General features: G+C 35.3%; 18 protein-coding genes, 1 tRNA gene and 1 pseudogene. 11 read left to right on the plus strand and 9 right to left on the minus strand.

The window, feature by feature from the left end; genetic code table 11:
- Together egtD and KDK67_RS10925 are read right to left on the minus strand one after the other, a co-directional pair.
- Window positions 1-963 carry an L-histidine N(alpha)-methyltransferase gene (gene egtD / locus KDK67_RS10920; protein ID WP_250868835.1) on the minus strand — a complete coding sequence of 321 codons (963 nt, stop codon included), beginning with the start codon at window positions 961-963 and terminating at the stop codon, window positions 1-3.
- Window positions 960-2222 carry a sulfurtransferase gene (locus tag KDK67_RS10925; RefSeq protein ID WP_250868836.1) on the minus strand — a complete coding sequence of 421 codons (1263 nt, stop codon included), beginning with the start codon at window positions 2220-2222 and terminating at the stop codon, window positions 960-962. The genes egtD and KDK67_RS10925 overlap by 4 nt, the downstream gene beginning before the upstream one ends.
- A gap of 116 nt (window positions 2223-2338) precedes the next feature.
- Between KDK67_RS10925 and KDK67_RS10930 the strand changes: the two genes are divergently transcribed.
- The 3 genes from KDK67_RS10930 (at window position 2339) to KDK67_RS10940 (ending at window position 3965) form a co-directional block, all read left to right on the plus strand.
- On the plus strand, window positions 2339-2620 hold the full coding sequence (locus KDK67_RS10930; RefSeq protein ID WP_250868837.1) for a hypothetical protein: 282 nt from the start codon (window positions 2339-2341) through the stop codon (window positions 2618-2620).
- Between the two features lie 249 nt (window positions 2621-2869).
- Entirely contained in the window at window positions 2870-3349 is a 480-nt protein-coding gene (locus tag KDK67_RS10935) for a hypothetical protein (protein WP_250868838.1), read from the plus strand.
- A gap of 28 nt (window positions 3350-3377) precedes the next feature.
- Complete coding sequence (locus KDK67_RS10940; protein ID WP_250868839.1) at window positions 3378-3965, plus strand: hypothetical protein; 588 nt, start codon at window positions 3378-3380, stop codon at window positions 3963-3965.
- Window positions 3966-4038: 73 nt separating this feature from the next.
- Here the strand turns inward: KDK67_RS10940 and KDK67_RS10945 are convergent, their stop codons facing one another.
- Window positions 4039-5082: a toll/interleukin-1 receptor domain-containing protein gene (locus KDK67_RS10945; protein ID WP_250868840.1), complete on the minus strand. Its 1044-nt coding sequence runs from the start codon at window positions 5080-5082 to the stop codon at window positions 4039-4041.
- Window positions 5083-5353: 271 nt separating this feature from the next.
- On the opposite strand from KDK67_RS10945, the gene KDK67_RS10950 reads away from it, so the two are divergent.
- Window positions 5354-5503, plus strand: coding sequence for a hypothetical protein (locus KDK67_RS10950; RefSeq protein WP_250868841.1), 150 nt, complete (start codon window positions 5354-5356; stop codon window positions 5501-5503).
- A gap of 60 nt (window positions 5504-5563) precedes the next feature.
- On the opposite strand, the gene KDK67_RS10955 is transcribed toward KDK67_RS10950, so the two are convergent.
- From KDK67_RS10955 to KDK67_RS10970, 4 genes are all read right to left on the minus strand, one after another.
- On the minus strand, window positions 5564-6478 hold the full coding sequence (locus KDK67_RS10955; protein WP_250868842.1) for a hypothetical protein: 915 nt from the start codon (window positions 6476-6478) through the stop codon (window positions 5564-5566).
- Between the two features lie 428 nt (window positions 6479-6906).
- Window positions 6907-10086, minus strand: a complete 3180-nt coding sequence (locus KDK67_RS10960; RefSeq protein ID WP_250868843.1) for an Eco57I restriction-modification methylase domain-containing protein — start codon at window positions 10084-10086, stop codon at window positions 6907-6909.
- A gap of 467 nt (window positions 10087-10553) precedes the next feature.
- Window positions 10554-11768 (minus strand): CRISPR-associated endonuclease Cas1, encoded by a 1215-nt coding sequence (gene cas1, locus KDK67_RS10965; RefSeq protein WP_250868844.1) that lies wholly within the window; start codon window positions 11766-11768, stop codon window positions 10554-10556.
- Between the two features lie 5 nt (window positions 11769-11773).
- The gene (locus tag KDK67_RS10970; RefSeq protein WP_250868845.1) at window positions 11774-12694 is read right to left on the minus strand and encodes a hypothetical protein; all 921 of its coding nucleotides are present in this window, start codon (window positions 12692-12694) and stop codon (window positions 11774-11776) included.
- Between the two features lie 193 nt (window positions 12695-12887).
- Here KDK67_RS10970 and KDK67_RS10975 point away from each other — a divergent pair, with 193 nt between their 5' ends.
- The 7 genes from KDK67_RS10975 (at window position 12888) to KDK67_RS11005 (ending at window position 18768) form a co-directional block, all read left to right on the plus strand.
- Window positions 12888-13529, plus strand: a complete 642-nt coding sequence (locus KDK67_RS10975) for a hypothetical protein (protein WP_250868846.1) — start codon at window positions 12888-12890, stop codon at window positions 13527-13529.
- Window positions 13530-13541: 12 nt separating this feature from the next.
- Complete coding sequence (locus tag KDK67_RS10980) at window positions 13542-13874, plus strand: HNH endonuclease signature motif containing protein (RefSeq protein ID WP_250868847.1); 333 nt, start codon at window positions 13542-13544, stop codon at window positions 13872-13874.
- Window positions 13867-16539: a DNA polymerase gene (locus KDK67_RS10985; protein WP_250868848.1), complete on the plus strand. Its 2673-nt coding sequence runs from the start codon at window positions 13867-13869 to the stop codon at window positions 16537-16539. Before KDK67_RS10980 ends, KDK67_RS10985 begins: the two co-directional genes overlap by 8 nt.
- A 65-nt stretch (window positions 16540-16604) precedes the next feature.
- Window positions 16605-17456, plus strand: coding sequence for a hypothetical protein (locus tag KDK67_RS10990; protein ID WP_250868849.1), 852 nt, complete (start codon window positions 16605-16607; stop codon window positions 17454-17456).
- Window positions 17449-17961, plus strand: coding sequence for a hypothetical protein (locus KDK67_RS10995; RefSeq protein WP_250868850.1), 513 nt, complete (start codon window positions 17449-17451; stop codon window positions 17959-17961). The genes KDK67_RS10990 and KDK67_RS10995 overlap by 8 nt, the downstream gene beginning before the upstream one ends.
- Window positions 17962-18350: 389 nt before the next feature.
- A complete protein-coding gene (locus KDK67_RS11000; protein WP_250868851.1) occupies window positions 18351-18557 on the plus strand; it encodes a type II toxin-antitoxin system HicB family antitoxin in 207 nt (68 codons plus the stop codon).
- On the plus strand, window positions 18550-18768 hold the full coding sequence (locus KDK67_RS11005) for a type II toxin-antitoxin system HicA family toxin (protein ID WP_250868852.1): 219 nt from the start codon (window positions 18550-18552) through the stop codon (window positions 18766-18768). Before KDK67_RS11000 ends, KDK67_RS11005 begins: the two co-directional genes overlap by 8 nt.
- Before the next feature lie 54 nt (window positions 18769-18822).
- Here the strand turns inward: KDK67_RS11005 and KDK67_RS11010 are convergent.
- A tRNA-Gly gene (locus tag KDK67_RS11010) sits at window positions 18823-18893 on the minus strand.
- A gap of 120 nt (window positions 18894-19013) precedes the next feature.
- Window positions 19014-19192: pseudogene (locus KDK67_RS11015) on the minus strand (O-phospho-L-seryl-tRNA:Cys-tRNA synthase); the annotation flags it as partial.

Consider the following 19192-nt stretch of genomic DNA (forward strand, 5'->3'; position numbering starts at 1 on the left):
TCATCTTTTCACCATCTCAACAAGAGAGAACCATTTTTTATCATCGTTAAAGATATTCTCTACAGAAAGTCCTGCGGCTCCTGCCATTTTTTTGATGCCATCAACAGTATATTTATGGGAGTTCTCTGTGTGTATCGTCTCGCCCTTTTTGAAGATTATTTTCTCATTCAATATGGTGCTTGTTACTTCCAGATCCTTTTTTGCTTTCAGGTGCATCTCGATCCGGGAATCTTTCCTATTGAAGAATGCAACGTGCTCAAATTCCTCCGGATCGAAATTTGTCTTAAGATGATCATTTGCGACCTTCAATATGTTCTTATTGAATTCTGCAGTGATCCCCTGGCTGTCATTGTAGGCTTTCTCGATGATATCAATATCTTTTACCATATCCATTCCAAGGAGAAGCCTGTCGTTCTTGTTCATGACCTTTCCAAGATCGGTCATGAATTCAATTGATCTTGCTTCAGTGAGATTACCTATTGTGCTTCCGAAGAAACAGAAGAGCCTTTTCCTTTTTCCCGGCATCTTTTCAATATGCTCAAGGAAGTCAGCGGTGATCCCATGGACCTTCATTTCGGGATATCTATTCTGAAGATTACAAGCAGATCTCTCTATGGAATCTCTGCAGACGTCAACCGGATAATAGACTATTGTCTGGCGGACCTCTTTTGGCACTTCATCGAGGAATATTGAGATCTTTGAACAGTCCCCGCTTCCAAGCTCTACAAGATCGTTGTCCTCGATATCCTGTTTCAACTTTAGGGCAGTTGACCTAAGCAATGGGATCTCGATCTTTGGGGGATAATACTCTTCTAACCTAGTTATCTCCTCGAACAATTCTGAGCCATGACTGTCGTAGAAGTACATGCAAGGGAGGGTCTTAGGATCCGATCTCAGGCATGCCAGCAGTTCTTCCCGAATTGAGCTTTCTCCAATTTCTGGCATGAAATCTTCTATGATCATTGTTCGGGCACGCCCCTTTCAGAAGGAAGCTTGTTATTGCTCCATTCAAGCCATCCCCCATCATAGACTGCTGCTTCATCCCAGCCCATGAGCCAGGCGTTGAAGAAGGCCTCACTGCCCCTCCAGCCTGTTCCGCAGTAGAAGGCGTTGCGCTTTTCGGGAACTATTCCGATCTTCTCCCAGATCTCTGCAACTTCCTGAGCTTCGCTCATGGTGTGGTCCAGGTTCCTGTAGTTCTCCATGTGGTAGGCATCTGTTCCGCAATCTCCGAATACTGCTCCCGGTATCCTTCCCTTCTCCTCGATATAATGATAACCACTTATTTCCCCAATGTATTCTCTCCAGCTTCTGATGCACACCAGGTTCTTGTCAGGAGATGCAAGGATCTCTTTTGCTTCTTCAAGATCAACAACAATTTCCGGTCTTTGAGGAATGTCGATTCCAAAAGATACTCTATTATTTTCAGCAGGGTCCTTGGTGATGTCATAGCCTGAATCAAGCCAGGACTGAATACCACCATTGAGTATGCGAACATCCTTTACGCCGGCATAGAGCATGATGAATGCGCACCTCATTGCACCCAGATGGCCTGCGCTGCTTCCTGGGAACGGATCATCATTATTTGGTGAGGAGAACCTTCCATAAAGAATGACCGTTGTGTCATGTGTTATGCCTGCATCTTCGAAGACTTCCTTTAGTTCTTCAGGCGAGCGGCGATTCCAGTTATCCTCATATTCAAGGGAGGTCGTGTCAATGGATATTGCTCCCGGGATATGCCCTTTCTCATAATCTGCAGGGTTTCTGTAGTGAGAATGACATAACACGAACTTATCATTTTCATATTCCGGAGCGCTATTTGTAGTGATCAATTGATCAAGCCAATCCGCCGAGACCAGTTGACTATACCTTTCAAGATGTTCCATGGGCAGATCCTTTTCCGCCCATTCAAGAAAAGAGTTGTAAACAGTTACATCAGGGTAGCCGGCCTTTCCAAATTGCCTTGCCACTTCTTCTGTTCTATTCACGTCATACCCATAAATGACCAGAGGATCTTCCGGCAGGATCCCTTTATTCCTGACTATCTCTATCCAGTCAATATAGTGTAACCATTTATACGGCAGTGTCTTTGCACCCTTTATGTGCCCACCTTTTGCCTCCCCACCTTCTTTCCAACCATTATAAGCATCAATAGGCCTTATATCAATAACCTTATACTTATGCAAGCTCTCAGCTAATTCCTTAGTTGTGATTTCCCCCATACAGTAAAATTGATTTAATAATTATATAATATTTGTTGTTTAGGCAGTAGAGATTTTTATATTTTGGATTTATCTTTGTTCTTGCAGCACTTATACTGGTGCTGGGAACCGTGTGTATGATTGCGATTTCGGGGGATGTTCATGCTGATTCTGTGGTTTATATCGGCAAGGAGGCCAATAATATTGATGAACAGGCATTGGATGTTAAGTGTTCACAGGTGTTCATTGACAAGCAGAGCATAATGAGAAATATACTAGAATTGTCTCAATCACAAGTTGAAGAATGGGGAGTAGACAGAGGCACTTTCAAGAGGATAAAGGATAGGATTCGAGAGAAGAATTATATAAATTTGAATACGGATGCTGTGGAAAGATTGGTAGAGGGTCTTTCATCCTAAATCATTTTTAATATTGTAATAAAAATCACTCAAATTAATGATCGAGGGAAGATTTTGTTGATATGCTTTATGTTTAATGGAAGAATATGGGCTTCTCTAAGGGTTCTTTACACTATATGAAGAAAAATGCTATGGGTAATTCTCCGTTTAGTTTGAATGCTCATGTGAGAGAAAGCTTAGAAATGATAAAATACAAAGTTACCTGATTTGATGCAAGAGTATAAATTAGTTAATTAACTTTTTCATTCTATGAAAAAAATAATGGAAGAATACACTGAAATTGTAAATGATAATATCTACACTCAAAGTGGAAAGTGGTTCTGTGATACAGGGGTATTTGAAGAACTTAAAAGCTTTTGGCTTTCTGAATATCAAAATTTGGTTGATAAACTAGGAACAGAAAACAATGAACTTAGAACATATCACATTTGTCAAACCTCAAACGACTTGCAAAATATCATTGAAAGGTCATCTTTATTTGCAGATAGAATAATAATCCCAGACATGACTGTCCTAATGGGGATAGGACTTACAGCTGAACATTATCAATACACTCAAGAAACTGTTCTTGGTTTTTTATCCGTAATTTCTGAGTTAACTGATTGGATAAATGAAGGAATTGTTGTAGTTGTGCCAAATCGTCTAAATGGTGCACTAAATTACAGTATGGATCAAAGAGAAATTAAACGTTTTTTCAAAGTATATTACTACAAATACATTATCCATTGATGATGCAAAAAAGGCCCATGCACATGACATGTTGGTTTCCAGTGGATCTTACAAAGCTATTCCTTCTACGAATAACTCAATAATATGGGAAAATCTCATAAATATTATTGAAGAAGATGAAGCAAAGTTAGGTAGTGACATTATCAATATAGCTGCTATGAATTCATTAAGCCTTAATTTTTTGAATGATGTGCCATTTGATTTTGCAAAAGAACTTCGTGACAAAGGATATCTAGCTGAGTTAAGACAATATTTGAAAAAAAAGTTTAAAGATATAGAAGCGAGTCCAAATGATTCTGATTTTAAACATAAAATAAATGATATATCTATTGATATAATGGATGAAATCACTATGCATGAACATGAATGGGATGACATCCGAAAAGAGCTTAGAGACTCAATTGCTATAAAATCCGTGGCTAGTGTTGTTGCAGGTACAACAACTGCAGTTGTTACAGGGGGAATGCCATTATCTTCGCTATTTGGTGTAGTGGGTGGAAGCATCCCAATTGCAAGCAGCTCCAAGGATATATTAAGATATCTTAATAATCGCCGATCATTGAAGAAAAATGGTATTCATTTGTTCTTTGACCTTAAAAATGACAATTGTATTTGATAAAATTTGAACCTTTCTACAACCATATCAATCGAATGAAGGGGTAATCGTATATATAGATGAATATAATCAATTAAATTTCTCGAATCTGTTTCGAATCTGTATATTCATATCTTTTATCCATAATTCGATTTAAGTGGGAAACCAAATTTTTGAATCGATAACTATCATTTATTTGAGTATTTTCATTAAAAGCAGATATTAAATTAATAACTTGCTGGTCTGAAAGATGATCAATGATTGGTAGCATTGTTGAAAGCTTACTAGCGTTGTCATAGTTGGGACAATTTTTCACTGCATTGATATATGCATCTAACATTTGATTGTTTTTGAACAATATCTGCACAATTTCTTTAGCAGCACAGCTCCAGTCACAAGTGAGACCTTGAAATTTACCGATAAATCCATAGGGATCTTTTCCAAATCTCAATGGAATAATTGGGATTTTGAGACCAAAAGCAACGCCAATTTCTTGATCTGTCCAGTCACTATCATGAAATCCTTTTGTCATTAAAGCTACAAGTGTGTCCATTGAAAAAAGTGCATTTTCTATTTCATCTTGCCATATATGTATGGGGTGAATATCTTCATGTGCTACAAAAGCCGAGATTCCAAAAATCTCTAATTCATCTTTTAGTTTTGCAGCTTTTATTTTGTCTTCACTTTTGTGGCTAAGAAATACTTTATATCTTTTTTCTTCACCCCATATGCGACTTTCATCTTTTTGTGAAACACTTTGAGGTCTGCTTAATAATACACCTGAATCTGTTCTCCAATCGTGATCAGATAAAACTTCCATTTCAAAATGAACTTCTTCTATAAATTCATTTTTAACACTATGATGCTGATTTATGTCTTTTACGATTTGATTTTGTAGTCCTTCTTTATTTTCAATAGAATCAAGATACAGAGATTCTGGCAAAAACATATGAAGTCTGTGACCGTAAATGCCACCATCCAAGTTATCATAACTCGACCCTTCATCGACTTCTATTTGTGAGTTTATTATTATTGTATGTAGTAGGTCTTGATTTTTATGTGCATATACTTTAGAGAGTATAGTCAAATACTTCTCGATATTAGTTGAGAGTTTAAAATTCACTTTTTCGTCACTCATATCTATACACCAAATATTAATTGCAACAATAGTGGGTGGAAATCTGATTGATTTACATTTATAAATATTACTTCGTATTTACATTTTCCTAATATCTAAAAATTATCTATTTATGTCTAATGCCATCATCAGAACTTTAGAAAGAACCTCTCATACTAATCGAACGGATGTTGCCTAATATATAAGGGTGGGCAAAATGGTTTAGTGATATGTTCATGCTGATGGTGTTGTTTACATTGGGAAGGGAGCTAACAATATTGATGAGCAGGAATTGGATGTGAAGAAGGCTCAGGAGTTTATTAATGAGAAATTAGTTTATGATTTTATTTTGAAGCTTTCTCCTGAGAGAGCTAGAGAGATTGGTATTGAGCATAGAAGTGCATTGGCTTATTTGAAGAAAAAAGCAAAAATGGGAAATTGAATTTTAAGTCAAGTAATGTAAAAAAGATTAAATTAATCATCTGATGGTGGCATATTTTTATTAATTATTGTCTTTAAATAAGCCTATAACACTAGAGTATAACTGCCCTATAATTAGTATCCATCCACCAAAAATGAAGATGTATGTTATATTTCTGTATTGTGTCATAGTTTCATTACTACATAACATCATGAACAACGGCAAAAATATTCCTGTTAAAGAGAATATAAATAGACTACCAAGATTATCCCTTAAGCCCATTACTTCCTTTTTTGATGCTAACATATGCTGTTTATTTATCAAAAGGGATTTATAATATGAACGTTCAGCTTTCTTCTCTACAACAACTTCTAAATTAGTTTGATGTTTTTTCAACTCATACTTGTTACCTTCATTTTTTTTAACGAGAGGTTCAGCGGTATCAGGAAATTCGTGCAGATTCCGAACATCAGATAAATATTCCTCATTATATTTTTCAGCAAGTATCGTTTTGTCAATGTTTTCAAATTGTAGATAGTCAAGGTTGTTTTGAGTCATAGCATATAGTTCATCCAAACTATATGGTTTATCAGGATTTATTTCAAAGGCAATAAAGCCCAGAAATTTATTTACTAACTTTATTTCCATTTTATAATTATATTCACGAATATACGTATTTTTAGTCTCGATTTCTTTTTTAAGATGATCTATTTTAATTTTGTATTCAGCTATTTCTTTTTGTAATTGATTGACAAAAGACTTGTAATTAATAAGTTTAGTTGTAGTAAAAGCTCCCATTAAACCAACTATTGTTGCAGCGCTTTGTGCTGAAGCACTATAAAACCAATTAGGGTCAACTTGAGACACAATTAAAGTTTTATTGCTAGTATTTAGAAGAATATCTGATAAATTGCTAGTTAAATTAGAAATTAAGTTTGCAATATCGGATAAATTATAATTATTATTTAAAGCAACTTCTAATATATTTTGAATCATTTGCATCACAATTACAAATAAAACACTTAAAAGTATCGCTTATCATATATTCTAACAAGAAACCATAATTAAATAATGTGCTAGCAAAAAAGTCATTCCATTCAAAAAATGCAGATTTTATTCCTTTAAATGTTTAGATTTTGGTTGTGCGACTTTTCTACAAAATTGCGTACAAAAAAATAGACTTACCTATATCCCCGAAAGATTGTGCGGGGATATAGGTAAGTCAAAAAAACCGAACTCCCCAAATTTATTCTAAAAAAATATCTTTTTTCAAATTTTTGGTTATTTTTTAAGTCCGAATCTTACTTTTTGATTTAATTACATCATAACCAACCTAAAATTAGGGAAAAAGCCCATGCCTCCAGAATCACTCGCTATGCATAGTGCAGGGCAGTGATGCGAAGGTTGAAAAAGAGACTATGCCTTTAAGCAAAGCTCTCTTCAACAATTTTAATCTCATCTTCTGTTAGTCCATAGAGTTCATACACGAGACCATTAATTTCTGCATCTGTTGCATCAATACGTCGTTTAATCATCTCTTTGTCTGAACTGAGTTTCGAACTGTTGAGTTTTTTGTGGAGTTCAAGCATTTGCCCAACTAGATATACTGTTCGATTATAGCAATTCATGACTTCAGAGTTTGAGGTGTCTATTTTTACAATGGGAATGTTTTCAATATATTGGCGATTATAAGCGTAGTATCCTCCTCTAAAGGGAGTGCTCACTAATTTAACATACCAATCTACTAATTTTGAATTCAAAATACCAAGTATGAAATGATACGATTCAAAGGTTGAATCTTTTAGAAGAAGACCATACCCGCCGCCTCCCCCTCCACCACTTCCTACAAAATACTTATAGTCCTTTGCATCTAGAACAAACGATGTGAATTGGGCTATGCTTGGGGTGATTATTTTGATTTTTTCCATCTCATTCAAATTCTGTGATCTCCCAAAAGCATACCACTTTTCATGTTTCCACTTACCTTTTTCTCTGGATTCCAAAACTGGTTGATTATTCTTTAAGTATTTCCAAGCCAATGGATAATTATTTTTGAATTCATCTTTTCCAATTAATGTTGCTTTTCCATCTTCCATTTTATATGGGAATAGTATATATTTAGAGATGACCTTCGTATAATATCGCTTTATATCAACTGATCCTTTGCATAATTGATGCATAAGGGTCGGCTCAATTCTATGATTTTTACCTGTGGCAGCAGAACAAAATTGGTTATCGGCTGTTTTTTCTAATATAAAAACAGGATCTGCACCCGTGACTAATCCTTGATATATTTTTTCTGTAATATCTTGTAATTTTATAGGCAATTTAGTTAATTTTCGATATAAATCCGAGCCTTTTCCAACAACAAAATTCCATTCTTTACTTGTAACTTCTTTATGTGAAATTTCACCTGAAGTACAATTTTTAGATTTCTTCCATAAATCCAAAGAGTTTACCTTTTTAAAAATAAAAGTTCTTTGTTTTTCTTTATCAAGAAAAAGAAGACATGTATAAGTGGTCGCATTTTTAAAAACTTGCTCATGTCCAAAGTGAACAACTTGAGTTAGATTCTCCCCTTCTGAAATAATTTCCCTTATTGTTTCTCCATATTTAGCATTAAAAAATTTATGAGGGAGGATGTACCCCAAAACCCCATCTTTATTTAGAAGTGAAAGTCCTTTTTCTACAAAGACGACATAGATGTCATAGTTGCCTTTACTTGCAGATTCATATAATTTTTTGTAAAATTCAACTTCAAGAGGAGCCCATTCTTTCATTGCTTGAATTCTGATGTATGGTGGATTTCCTATAACTGCATCAAAACCTCCACTCTCAAAAATAACTGAAAATTCGCTTTTCCAGTCAAAAGCATTAATCCTATAAAAATCCTCATCACCGTTAAGCGTTACTTGAACACTAGAATAGATTTCAGGCCCAATTAAAGAGTTTCCACATTTGATATTATGATGCAGTGAGGGAAGTACTCTTTCTTGAGTGATTGTAAGTTGCTTTGAGATTCTTTCACCTTTTTCACCTTCAAGGACTTTCAAGAGGAGAGATAGTTTAGTAACTTCAACTGCCTGTTCATCTATATCTACGCCATATATGTTGTTTATCAGAATTCTCTTTTTTTCATCAGATGTAAGTCTCCAGTCATCCTTACTCATTTGATAAATTGGGAAATGATAATCGCTTCCTGCTGCCCTCTTTTTCCCCCTTCCCCTTCCCTTTTTCCTTGAAACTGGTTTTACAGGCAAGAGTTTTTGGACTTCCTTATCAGTTGCTTCTATACCGTCCTTCATAAGCGGCACAAGATTATCCATATACCAGTTTAAGTGCCAATCAAGAAGATACTGGTAAGCACCAATCAAAAATGAACCTGAACCACAGGCTGGATCAAGGATTTTTAGCTTCGCTACTTCTTTAGGATTTTTGTTCTCTACAAGTTTTCCAACTGTGTTCTTTGCAATGTAATCAACGATATATGTTGGTGTATAAAAGACACCACCTGCTTTTTTAACTTCAGGTTTTTCTTCTATCCTTGCCTGATGTGAAGCTGTGAGTCTGATAACTTTTCCTAAGAATTGTTCATAAACCTGACCAAGGATATCAGATGAGAATACAGAAAACTCATAAGGAGATTCGGGATAATATAACTGGCCTATTATCTGTTTGAGTATTTTATCATCAATATTAAGAGATGTTGTTAGTATATCGAGTTCTTCTGACCCATCTTCTTTTTTGAAGTGAAAGAGTCCTGAATTATATTTCTCATCTGCATAAACAAAGAGATCAATCAGGTTCTTGTAAACGTCTTTCCCTTCTGCTTTCTTTTTGAGTTGTTCGTATTCCTCAATGCCTCTGTCTTCGCAAATCCTCAAAAACACGATTCTATCAATTATTTTCTGTACTGCAAGATTCAATTCGCGAACAGACAAATCTTTATTTCGAAGTGCAATGTTTTTGGCAAGAATTTCACGCCATTCCTCAATCTCTGTCAGAAAGGCATTATCAATTCCCGCTGTCCCCTTTCCACCTTTTTTCTTCACAAGACTGTCTGCAAGGTCATCAAATTTTCCAGTAAAAATTGATTCTTTTGAAAATAATGACTCAATCTCATCCCATTTTTCGATATACTCCTTGTAAGTAAAATACTTTATTCGGCCTAATGAGGCCTTATCAGTTTTAGAAGGCTTTTTTGTGCAGTCAAATACGATTAATTCCTCAAAATCTGTAAGGATACTTATAGGTAACTTAGCACTCCAAGCATAACGTCGAAGCTGATATGCTGGTTCAGGATTTTCTTTTAGATTAACTGCTGGTTTCTTTGCCTCAACAAAGAACTTTCTCATTCCTCCAATCCGAAATGAGTAATCAGGTGCTTTTGTTTTTCCACCCACCTTTACAGCATCCTCATGGATAACTTCCTTGTACCGCTCATCGCGTCCTTTTCTATTGTCTACGTCCCACCCAAGTGCCTTAAAGAAAGGATCTATAAATTCTCTTCTTACTTGTGTTTCATTGTAAGATTGCGAGGTGTATTTTGCATTGTATTGATCAAAGCGTTCTACAAGTTTTATTATTTCTTGAGGAGCTGGCATGATATCACACTATAATATGAATTCTACTATTCATTAAGCAAATTTATACTGTAAAACAGTTTACTAATATATATCGATGTTGATTTTTATACAAATAGTCATTAATTTCAGAATTTCTAAAGGAATAATAATATTTCTTGCTCATAAATTAACCAAAAGCTAAATAATATACAGATAAGAGTAACAAATTGAACCAGCAAAGATGTGAGCATTGAACTGTTTGTGCAAGTCTTCCTCCCTCAGCATCTAGATATTTTCTAAAAGTGCATACTAACATCTCAGTAGGGTAAATCGATGAGAGTTTGTAGAAACTCAAGGAACTGACTAGAGATTCTTAATTTTACTTTTCTTTTTTTGTCGCATTAATATCTCTGACATTATTGGTTTTCACTTGTCACACTTATCTCCTGGAATTGTCGCTGAATTTTCATAGAAAAGTGACAAAGTGACAGCTATTCCTTATAATATTAAGCATTTGAAACAAGTTTCTCCCACTTATCCAACCTCTCCTTCACATGAGTATTCAGAGTAAACGGTTTATCACCCATAGCATTCTGTTTCATATAATGCAATGTTCCTTTAGAGAACCCCATTTTCGTCCATTCAACATAAGGCATATCAATGATCTTCTTCCTCAATAGATCAGAATCATCCCTTTCAGCTATATAAACAGGCTTTACAAAATCAACCGTTTTCCTCTTTCCTACAAGCTGATGACTTAACTCTCTTGCTTTAACTAAAAGAACAGATCCCCAAGAACTATTCTTCTTCCTATACTCAACTTTACCATTCATCACAGAATTAAACTCTTCAGTAAGCTTCCTTGCTCCTGTAGGTCTTAATCTCAAAGAAAAACTCTCAGTCCTGATAAAATCCTTACTATCCATAACTCCTTTTTCAATCAAATTCATTACAGCAATATCAACAATAAATCTGAACGGTTCTTGGAAGTCATAGGCTAAACTGTTCTTACTTGGATTCATCTCATGAAGGAAACCTACATGAGCATCAAGACCGACTGAATTAATGGCTCTCAAGCATTCTGATTCAAGCAAAGCATAACCGTAATTGAGCATAACATTAACTTTATCACCTGCTCCGTTTGCCCTTCTGTAATTATCAGTCCTTGCTCTGAAATCATATTCTTCAGGAATAGCTTTAGCATACTCATTCCAGTACTTCCAAGCAACTCCACCTTCAACACCAAGTATCTCCCTTATTGATTTGGCTTTCTCAAGTTTAGCCTTATCGACAGTAAAATCAGACTCAATCTCAGGATACCTTTGTTTAAGATAATCAAGAATAGCTTCAGATTTGGAGAACTTAGCTTCAATGAACTTCTTAGCAAGCTTTACTCTTGTATCCTTATCTTCATAAGCATGGTATTGAGCAAACTTTGTTTTAACATTGGTACTTTCAGAAGGAAGGATTGTTGTCAAAAGTTTACCATTCCAATCCAGTAGAGTAATCTGTACATTATGCTTAATCAACCATCTGATAGCTTCAAGGCTTAAAGATCCACTTCTACCATACACAACAATACTATCAATATCCATCCTTTTAGGAGAGAATACATACTCTTTAGGCACTTCCGTTGTTGAAAATCTTCCATCTTTGATATGGAGTTTAGCACCATCAACACGCATGTTGATGCCATGACCGTTTAGAAGTAGCATTTTCATAAGAATCACCAATCCCTAACATTGCTTTTGAAACGGTCGTCATGCAGACCAAGATGAATAAGAGCCCGAACACGAATTTCAGCGATGAATTGAGCAGGCTCACCTCTCTCCTCAAGCCTTAATTTCTCTTCAAAATTGTATAGGTCTTCTCGATTTTCTTCTATTATATTGGCGGTATAATCTGATTCGTAATCGCCAATAATATTATGAAGATTATCTAACGTTTCAGCATCACGTTTCAGCCTTTCAATAACAGAAATATCATTGTAATGGCCGAGTAAATAGATGATGTGAGTTCTAAGATTTTTATACTTTGTTAAAGGTTCAGGATATTTGCTCAACAATCGTCTAAGCATCTGGATAATTTCCGACTCGTTAAATGGTTCTATACCCTTTTTGTCAACATAAGTATAGACAATTCTTAGAATATGCTCCACTAAAGGTATATCCTCGGTATTAAGTTGAGATACAAGTATATCTAACTGCTTTGGGGTTAACACATACCTTTGTCTATACTTTTCTATCTCTTTTAAAGCCATCTTTTGCTGAATTGGGTTAGCGGATGTTACTTTATTGATGACGGAATCTAGATGTTCCGCTATCTTTTCCGTCCTTTTCAAGGTAACATACCTGGAACGTTTATCATCTTCCTTTATACCGAATCTTTCTAACTCATTATACCGCAAAATAATAATTATACCCTTTTTCTCCATATCAGCTAACTTGCGATTAATGTTCTCTACGCTATAACCTCTTTTTTTATTATACTCGGTTCTCAAGTATTCAACGAGTTCCCGCTTTCTAACAAAGGGATTCTGCTGAAGATACTTAATAATATTATACTCAAACTCATTAGTATTTTTGTAAATATTATGGTTATTTTCATTAGTATTTATGTTTAAATTCATAGTTAAAGTTATACTCAAACTTGATACAAATAGCTAGTGGTGTATATAGTTGTATGATGAAAATGCAATCAAATACCTATACAACACCAAGAGTCCTAGCGACTCTTTCTCCTTACCACAAGGAGAAACTAGTACAGTTGTCAGATAAGTTCGGATGCTCTCAGGCAGAAGTTGTAAGAATAGCACTAATGAAACTCTGGGAGGCTGAAAAATGACTCTCAGGCGATTCTCAAAGGATTACAAGAACTATGGAGATTGGCTTAAAGCTCAACCGAGAACCTCTGAGTATGCAAGAAGGATCATCAGATTCCATGAGAGATTCCCTACACTAAGTCTGAATGAACTGAGGAATACCAGGCTTAAAGATCATACTCTGAGTACAGCTTCTTGGAATGTCCTGAAATCACAACAAAAGAGGGATAGGAAACTATCCCTTCAAATTCTCAGGCTCATGAGGAAAGGAGTACCATACTCAAAAGCTCTTGAGAAAACTGGAGTTAATCGGCAAGACGCAAACAGGAATCTTGGAAAATACCTCTACAAATCAAACGGTAGATGGAGAGTAACGGCGACTGACAGAATTGAAGCTGAGATGTTGATTTATGACAGAAATGCAGGTCAAATATCAATCATAACGGTGAATTCAAGAGATAGAAGGCTAATCGGTGAATACTTCGCCACCGTTCAAAGGACGTTGGAAGACCGCGATGTAAGCCGTTTAAAGAGATTTGACGGCGTTAAGATCACCGATGCAAGCGGCGAAGAGCATTCATTTGTAACAGATCTTGAAGAGCTTTATGAGATTCAGGATGCTCAGGAAGAGCCTGAATTCTTGGAGATATACGGAAACTGAGGAGTGGATACTATGGATAAAGAAGAATATGCGAATTACATTAAAAGAAACAAGAAGGGGAAGAAACCACCTATTGCATGTGCAGTATGTGGAGAAGATGATGCAAACGTTATTGAGATGCATCATGTTGATGGGAGAAATACTTCAGATTGGGTAAAACCACTATGTAAGAACTGTCATGCTAAAATTACAGCAGAACAGAACAAACTCAATCCTAAAGCAAGATCTAAAAAGGCATCTTCAGAAAATCTAACAGCCTTCAACATTATTTCAATTGGAGCTTTGCTAAGAGAACTTGGACAGCGATTAATCAATGTCGGAATGGAGATGCCCGTAAATGTCTAAGATTGCTGTAAGAGGATATACTCAGAAGATGAAGAAATCTTCAGGTAATCCTTTTTTCAAACCAAGAGATGATCCATTAAGGCACGAGAGGGTATTTGTTTTCGATACTGAAACAACAATAGATCAATACCAGAATTTCAAGACCGGATATTTCAAGATAAAACAGGATGGGTATATTCAGCATGAAGGTATGTTTTATGATGCCGCTATGCTTAACGATAATGAAAATAAGGTATGTGAGGTATATACCTCAAAGCATGATATACCGCTTTATACCCTAAATGAGTTTATTGATGAGGTGTTTTATCCTGAAGTCTTTGGTTTGAAAACTCTTTGTGTTGGCTTCAATCTTCCTTTTGATATAAGCAGGATCTCAAAAAGAGTTGGAGATTCAAGAGGGAGAAACAAAGGAGGGTTCACCTTTACCCTTTCAGAAAACCGTTTCAATCCTCCTATTGTCGTTAAGAAGATGGGAGATGCTTATAATTTCCAGTTCACTTCAACCAAAATCAACAAAGGAAAGGATCGTTTTTCAGGCTATTTCCTTGATGCTCAAAAGTTAGCTGAAGTTCTCCTGCAATCAAAAAGGATCTCTTTAGATAAAGCAGGACAAAAACTCAATACTAAATCCAAGAAGATGAAAGGAATTGAGCATGGAAAGGTAACAGAGAAATACATTGATTATTTGATTGCAGATGTTGAAACCACTTATCAAGTCTATGAGAAACTCATTGATGAGCTTGATCTTTATCAGATAAACATCCCACCAACTAAGATATTCAGTTCTGCTTCAATTGGAAAATATACTTTAAGGCAATTGGGTATTCAATCATTTTTAGATCTTAATCCTGAGTTTCCTTCAGAAACAATTGGAAACATCATGACTTCTTACTATGGGGGAAGATGTGAATGTAAGATCAGGAAAGAGCCTGTAAAAGTAACAACTCTTGATTTTACAAGCATGTATCCAACTGTTACAATGGAGATGGATCTCTGGAAGTTCATGATAGCTGAATCGCTTGAAACAAAGGATGTTACTGATGAGATCAAGGGGATGTTATCAAATCTTACCCTTACATGCCTTCAAAATAAGGCTAACTGGAAAGATTTTGTTGTAATGGTTAAGTTACAGCTAGATAACGATGTTTTACCTGTAAGGATGGATTATAAGGGTACTAATACAGGTTATAACGTTGGGGTTAATTACCTAAGTTCAGATAATGAATTATGGTATGCTTTGCCTGATGTTATTTCATCGGTTCTATTAACGGGTAAAGTTCCAAAGATCATTGAAGCTATCAGGTATATCCCAAAAGGTATTCAGAAAGGTTTGAGAAAAAGTAAGATACTTGGAATTGAGATTGATCCTTCTAAAGATAATCTTGTACAGGTACTTGTTGAAGAAAGGCAGAATCTTAAAATTCAACTCAAGACCATTGATAAAGAAAAACTTGAATATCAACAATTAAAGAGCAGGGCACAGGCTATCAAGATACTTGTTAATGCTATGAGCTATGGGATCTTCATTGAGCTTAATCCAGAGGATAAGATAAGTGATATTCAGGTCTATGGGTTGGATGATTTCAATACTTCTGAGAACAGGTTTGAGAAGGCAGGTAACTATTTTCATCCTTTGCTTGCTGTTATGATTACAGCAGGATCTAAATTATTCTTGGCAATTGCTGAAGCTAAAGTAAAGGAGCTGGGTTCAGTTCATGCATACATGGATACTGATTCAATCTTTGTTCCTCCTGAACATGCTCAAGAGATCATAGATTATTTCCAACCTCTTAATCCTTACAGCCTTGATATTGATCTGTTGAAAGCTGAGAAGGTTGATGTGTGGTTTTATGGAATCTCTTCAAAAAGATATGCTCTTTACACTTATGAGAATGAAGAAATAAAGTTCATGGAAGGAGAGAGATCTTTCAAATTGCATGGACTTGGACATTTAACAAATCCATTTCCAAAAGCTGTTGATGATTGGCAAGCTGAGATATGGGAAGATATTCTCATGCTGCATTATGGTTTGATTTCAGAGTTGGATATTGAAGAGAAATATTCAGGTTTGTACGCTATCTCAAGGCTCACTGTTTCAAATGCAAATGTTTTGCATAGATTTGATACGATTAACAAAGGTAAAGATTGGAAAGATATGATTAAACCTTTCAATTTTTATCTTGTTGGATTTCAGGTCGCTGAAGAAGATGGGAAGGCGGTAAAGCCTTTAGCTCCTTATTCAAATGATCCTCAAAAGGCTGTTTATGAACCATTTATTGATTATGCAACAGGAGATATCAAGGAAGGATCTCATTATTTCAAGCCATTAAGCCGGACAATAATGCAATATGTGGAACATCTTGAGCATAAGTTTGATGGTGAGATTGGAGTTCTTGAAAGGAAGCATGTTCATGCTGATGGTGTTATTTACATTGGGAAGGAAGCTAACAATATTGATGAACAGGAATTGGATGTGAAGAAGGCTCAGGACTTTGTTGATGTTGAAGGGATAAAGAGGATGATTCTTGAGATGTCACAGAAGGAAGCTGAGGGGCTTGGAGTTGGGAGGAGCACTTTTCAGGAGATTAAGAAGAGAATAAGGGAAAATGGGAATGTGAATTTGAATACTATTGCTGTAAGGTGTTTGATTGAATCACTTAACTAAAAACTAATAAGCACAAACGTTTAGTAAAAATTAAATATGATGCTTGCTTTTTTGAAATGATTTTAATGGGCAAGACAATTCAAGTAAACTTAGGAAAGATTACACACAAATTTTTTGGAAAAGATAAACCTCTTGATATAATATATTCTGGTTTAAAGGGGAATGTAGCTGTTTCATCCCCATCATTTCTCTATCACTTTAACAACGTAGAACTACTAAAAATACCTGACACAGATGCTATATATGGAGAATTATACAAATCAAAATTATCTTCAAAACATGATGTTTTGGTTGATAAAGACACTTTGACGTATGATCCTGAGATTATTGATGAACTGTTTACCATAAGCAAATTTGTTATTTACAGTGACTTATCAATTGTGTTTACTAGTAATTTTAAGCTAAATGATGATGCTTTCATAAAGTATTTTAAAATATTATATCATCGTAACGCTCCAGAATTATTCTCTAATATTGAAATTCACTATCAAAAAGATGATTTTGATATTTTTGAAAAGATAAACTCTTTTTCTAGATTGGTAGAAGTTGAATTAATTAATATCAGAAAGTCTAATCCCTGTCCTAAACCTACGTTTGAAAAAATAGAAGCTTTGTTGGACAAAGAAAAAACAGACGTACTATATGCAAAATTTAAATCCGAAAAAGATGCGGGATTAGCAAGAGATTTAGAGAGTCACATTATGAGTGGTATTTCTATCGCTGATTCAGGATATGGTGATAGTGTTATTTTAGGTCAAAATACAGATGGCAATTTTGAAAAAATAAAGTTAAAAGATCGAGCAATAAGAAAAAGAGTTGATGAAAAAGCTACAACAGAAAAAGCTAGATTTGCTATTTTTGTGCATAAGCTATTTGGCAAATATATCTTTTCAGAGGATGAATTGGTAGATGATTAAAGAAATACTGATGTACAAAAGACATTTTTATAGAGATGTAGGTATCTACTTAGGAATAATAGTAAGCTTAGCTTACTTATTTATCTTTAATCCGTTTACTAATCCTATTAAAGTTTTTGAGCTAAGAGTATGGGTACTTGGAATCTCATTTTCTATTATCGCATTGTTAGCTGTTTATTGCCATCAATCACACAATTCTTCAAAAGATATTGTGAATGACACCGATAATAACTTTTACGAATTATTGTTGAAGAATGATGTTCTGGATGAAATCGTCTTTTTGTACAAATGGAATGTTAATATTGGTGTATCTACAATTCTTGTATTAGTTGCTTATAATATGACAATTTATTCAAGATTGTTTAATAATACTATACTAGGAATTATTGCTGTCCTCCCTATTTTTTTAGTTATTTGGACGGTTTCAGAATTTCGTTACTCAAATCAAGTAGCTAATAAGTTAAACAAAAGTATTTTAGAATACCGAAAAATACATCTTAAGTAACAGGTTGATTATTTTTAGATTTTTCAAAAGCCCAATCTTAAACTTTTGAGAGTTCGGTTTTTCAACGTTACCTATATCCCCGAAAGATTGTGCGAGGGATAAGATTCGAACTCAATGTTTATCAAAATTTTAAGAAGGTTGCATTTTTCATCCTTACCTATATCCCCGACATTCTGTGCGAGGGGTTGAATTCGAACTCCGGGAAAACTCAAAATTTATAAAGAATAGACTATTTAGCCTTTTTAGCTTAAAGCGAAAAGCTAATTTGAAGCCTCCCTCAAAAGAGTTATCGGTTTGAAATAGATAATATCAAGACTCCTGTTTACAGGTTTCACAAAGAGATGCTGTTTGGATTAACTTTAATATACCAGAAACAACGATGAATAATTATGAAATACACAATAGCTCTTGAGGCAGCAGAGGAAGGTGGATTTACTGCACGTTGTCTGGAACTTCCAGCAGCTATCAGTGAGGGTGACACTAGAGAAGAAGCACTTGAGAACATCAAAGAAGCTATTGAACTGGTGCTTGAGGTTACTCAGGAGCAAGCCAGAATTCTTGGGGAAGTTGCAAAGGTGGATGTTGCAAGTGCCTGAATTACCGATAATTTCCGGGCAGAAAGTTATAAAGACTCTGGTAAAACTTGGATTTGTAGTCGTCAGGCAAAAAGGCAGCCATGTTTTTTTGCAACGTGAAAGTGATACGGTAACAGTCCCTTTACATGATCCTGTCAAAAAAGGAACTCTTAAGAGTATTCTCAAACAGGCGAATGTTTCGCTGGATGATTTTTTGAGAGTTTTAAAGTGACAATTTTGTTAGTTATTACAAGATCAACAACAAGATCACTATTATTAAATAAGATGCGGCTGCCGGGATTCGAACCCGGGTTCTAAGCTTGGGAAGCTCAGGTCATACCACTAAACCACAGTCGCACAACTTCTCTTTATCTATTTGGCCGTTTTATATTATAGCTGTTTTGGTCTTCTGTGAGCGATTTGAACAGCGTTTGCACTCTTGGGAATGATCGAAAAAAGAAAAGAAATGAAAGACCATCACTCGTACTTCTTAATGATCTCGTCGAAGGAATCTACTATGTAGGAGAGGTTCTCTCTGCCGACTTGGAAGGTGCTGAGCTTGAAGAACTTGGTAAGGCCGGCTTTGATGCCGTGTATGTTTCGGCTCTTGAGCTCTTTGTAGAGGAAGTACCTTCCCTTCTTTACTCTTGTGGAGA

The organism is Methanococcoides seepicolus, from assembly GCF_023684405.1.
GTDB classification, from domain to species: domain Archaea; phylum Halobacteriota; class Methanosarcinia; order Methanosarcinales; family Methanosarcinaceae; genus Methanococcoides; species Methanococcoides seepicolus.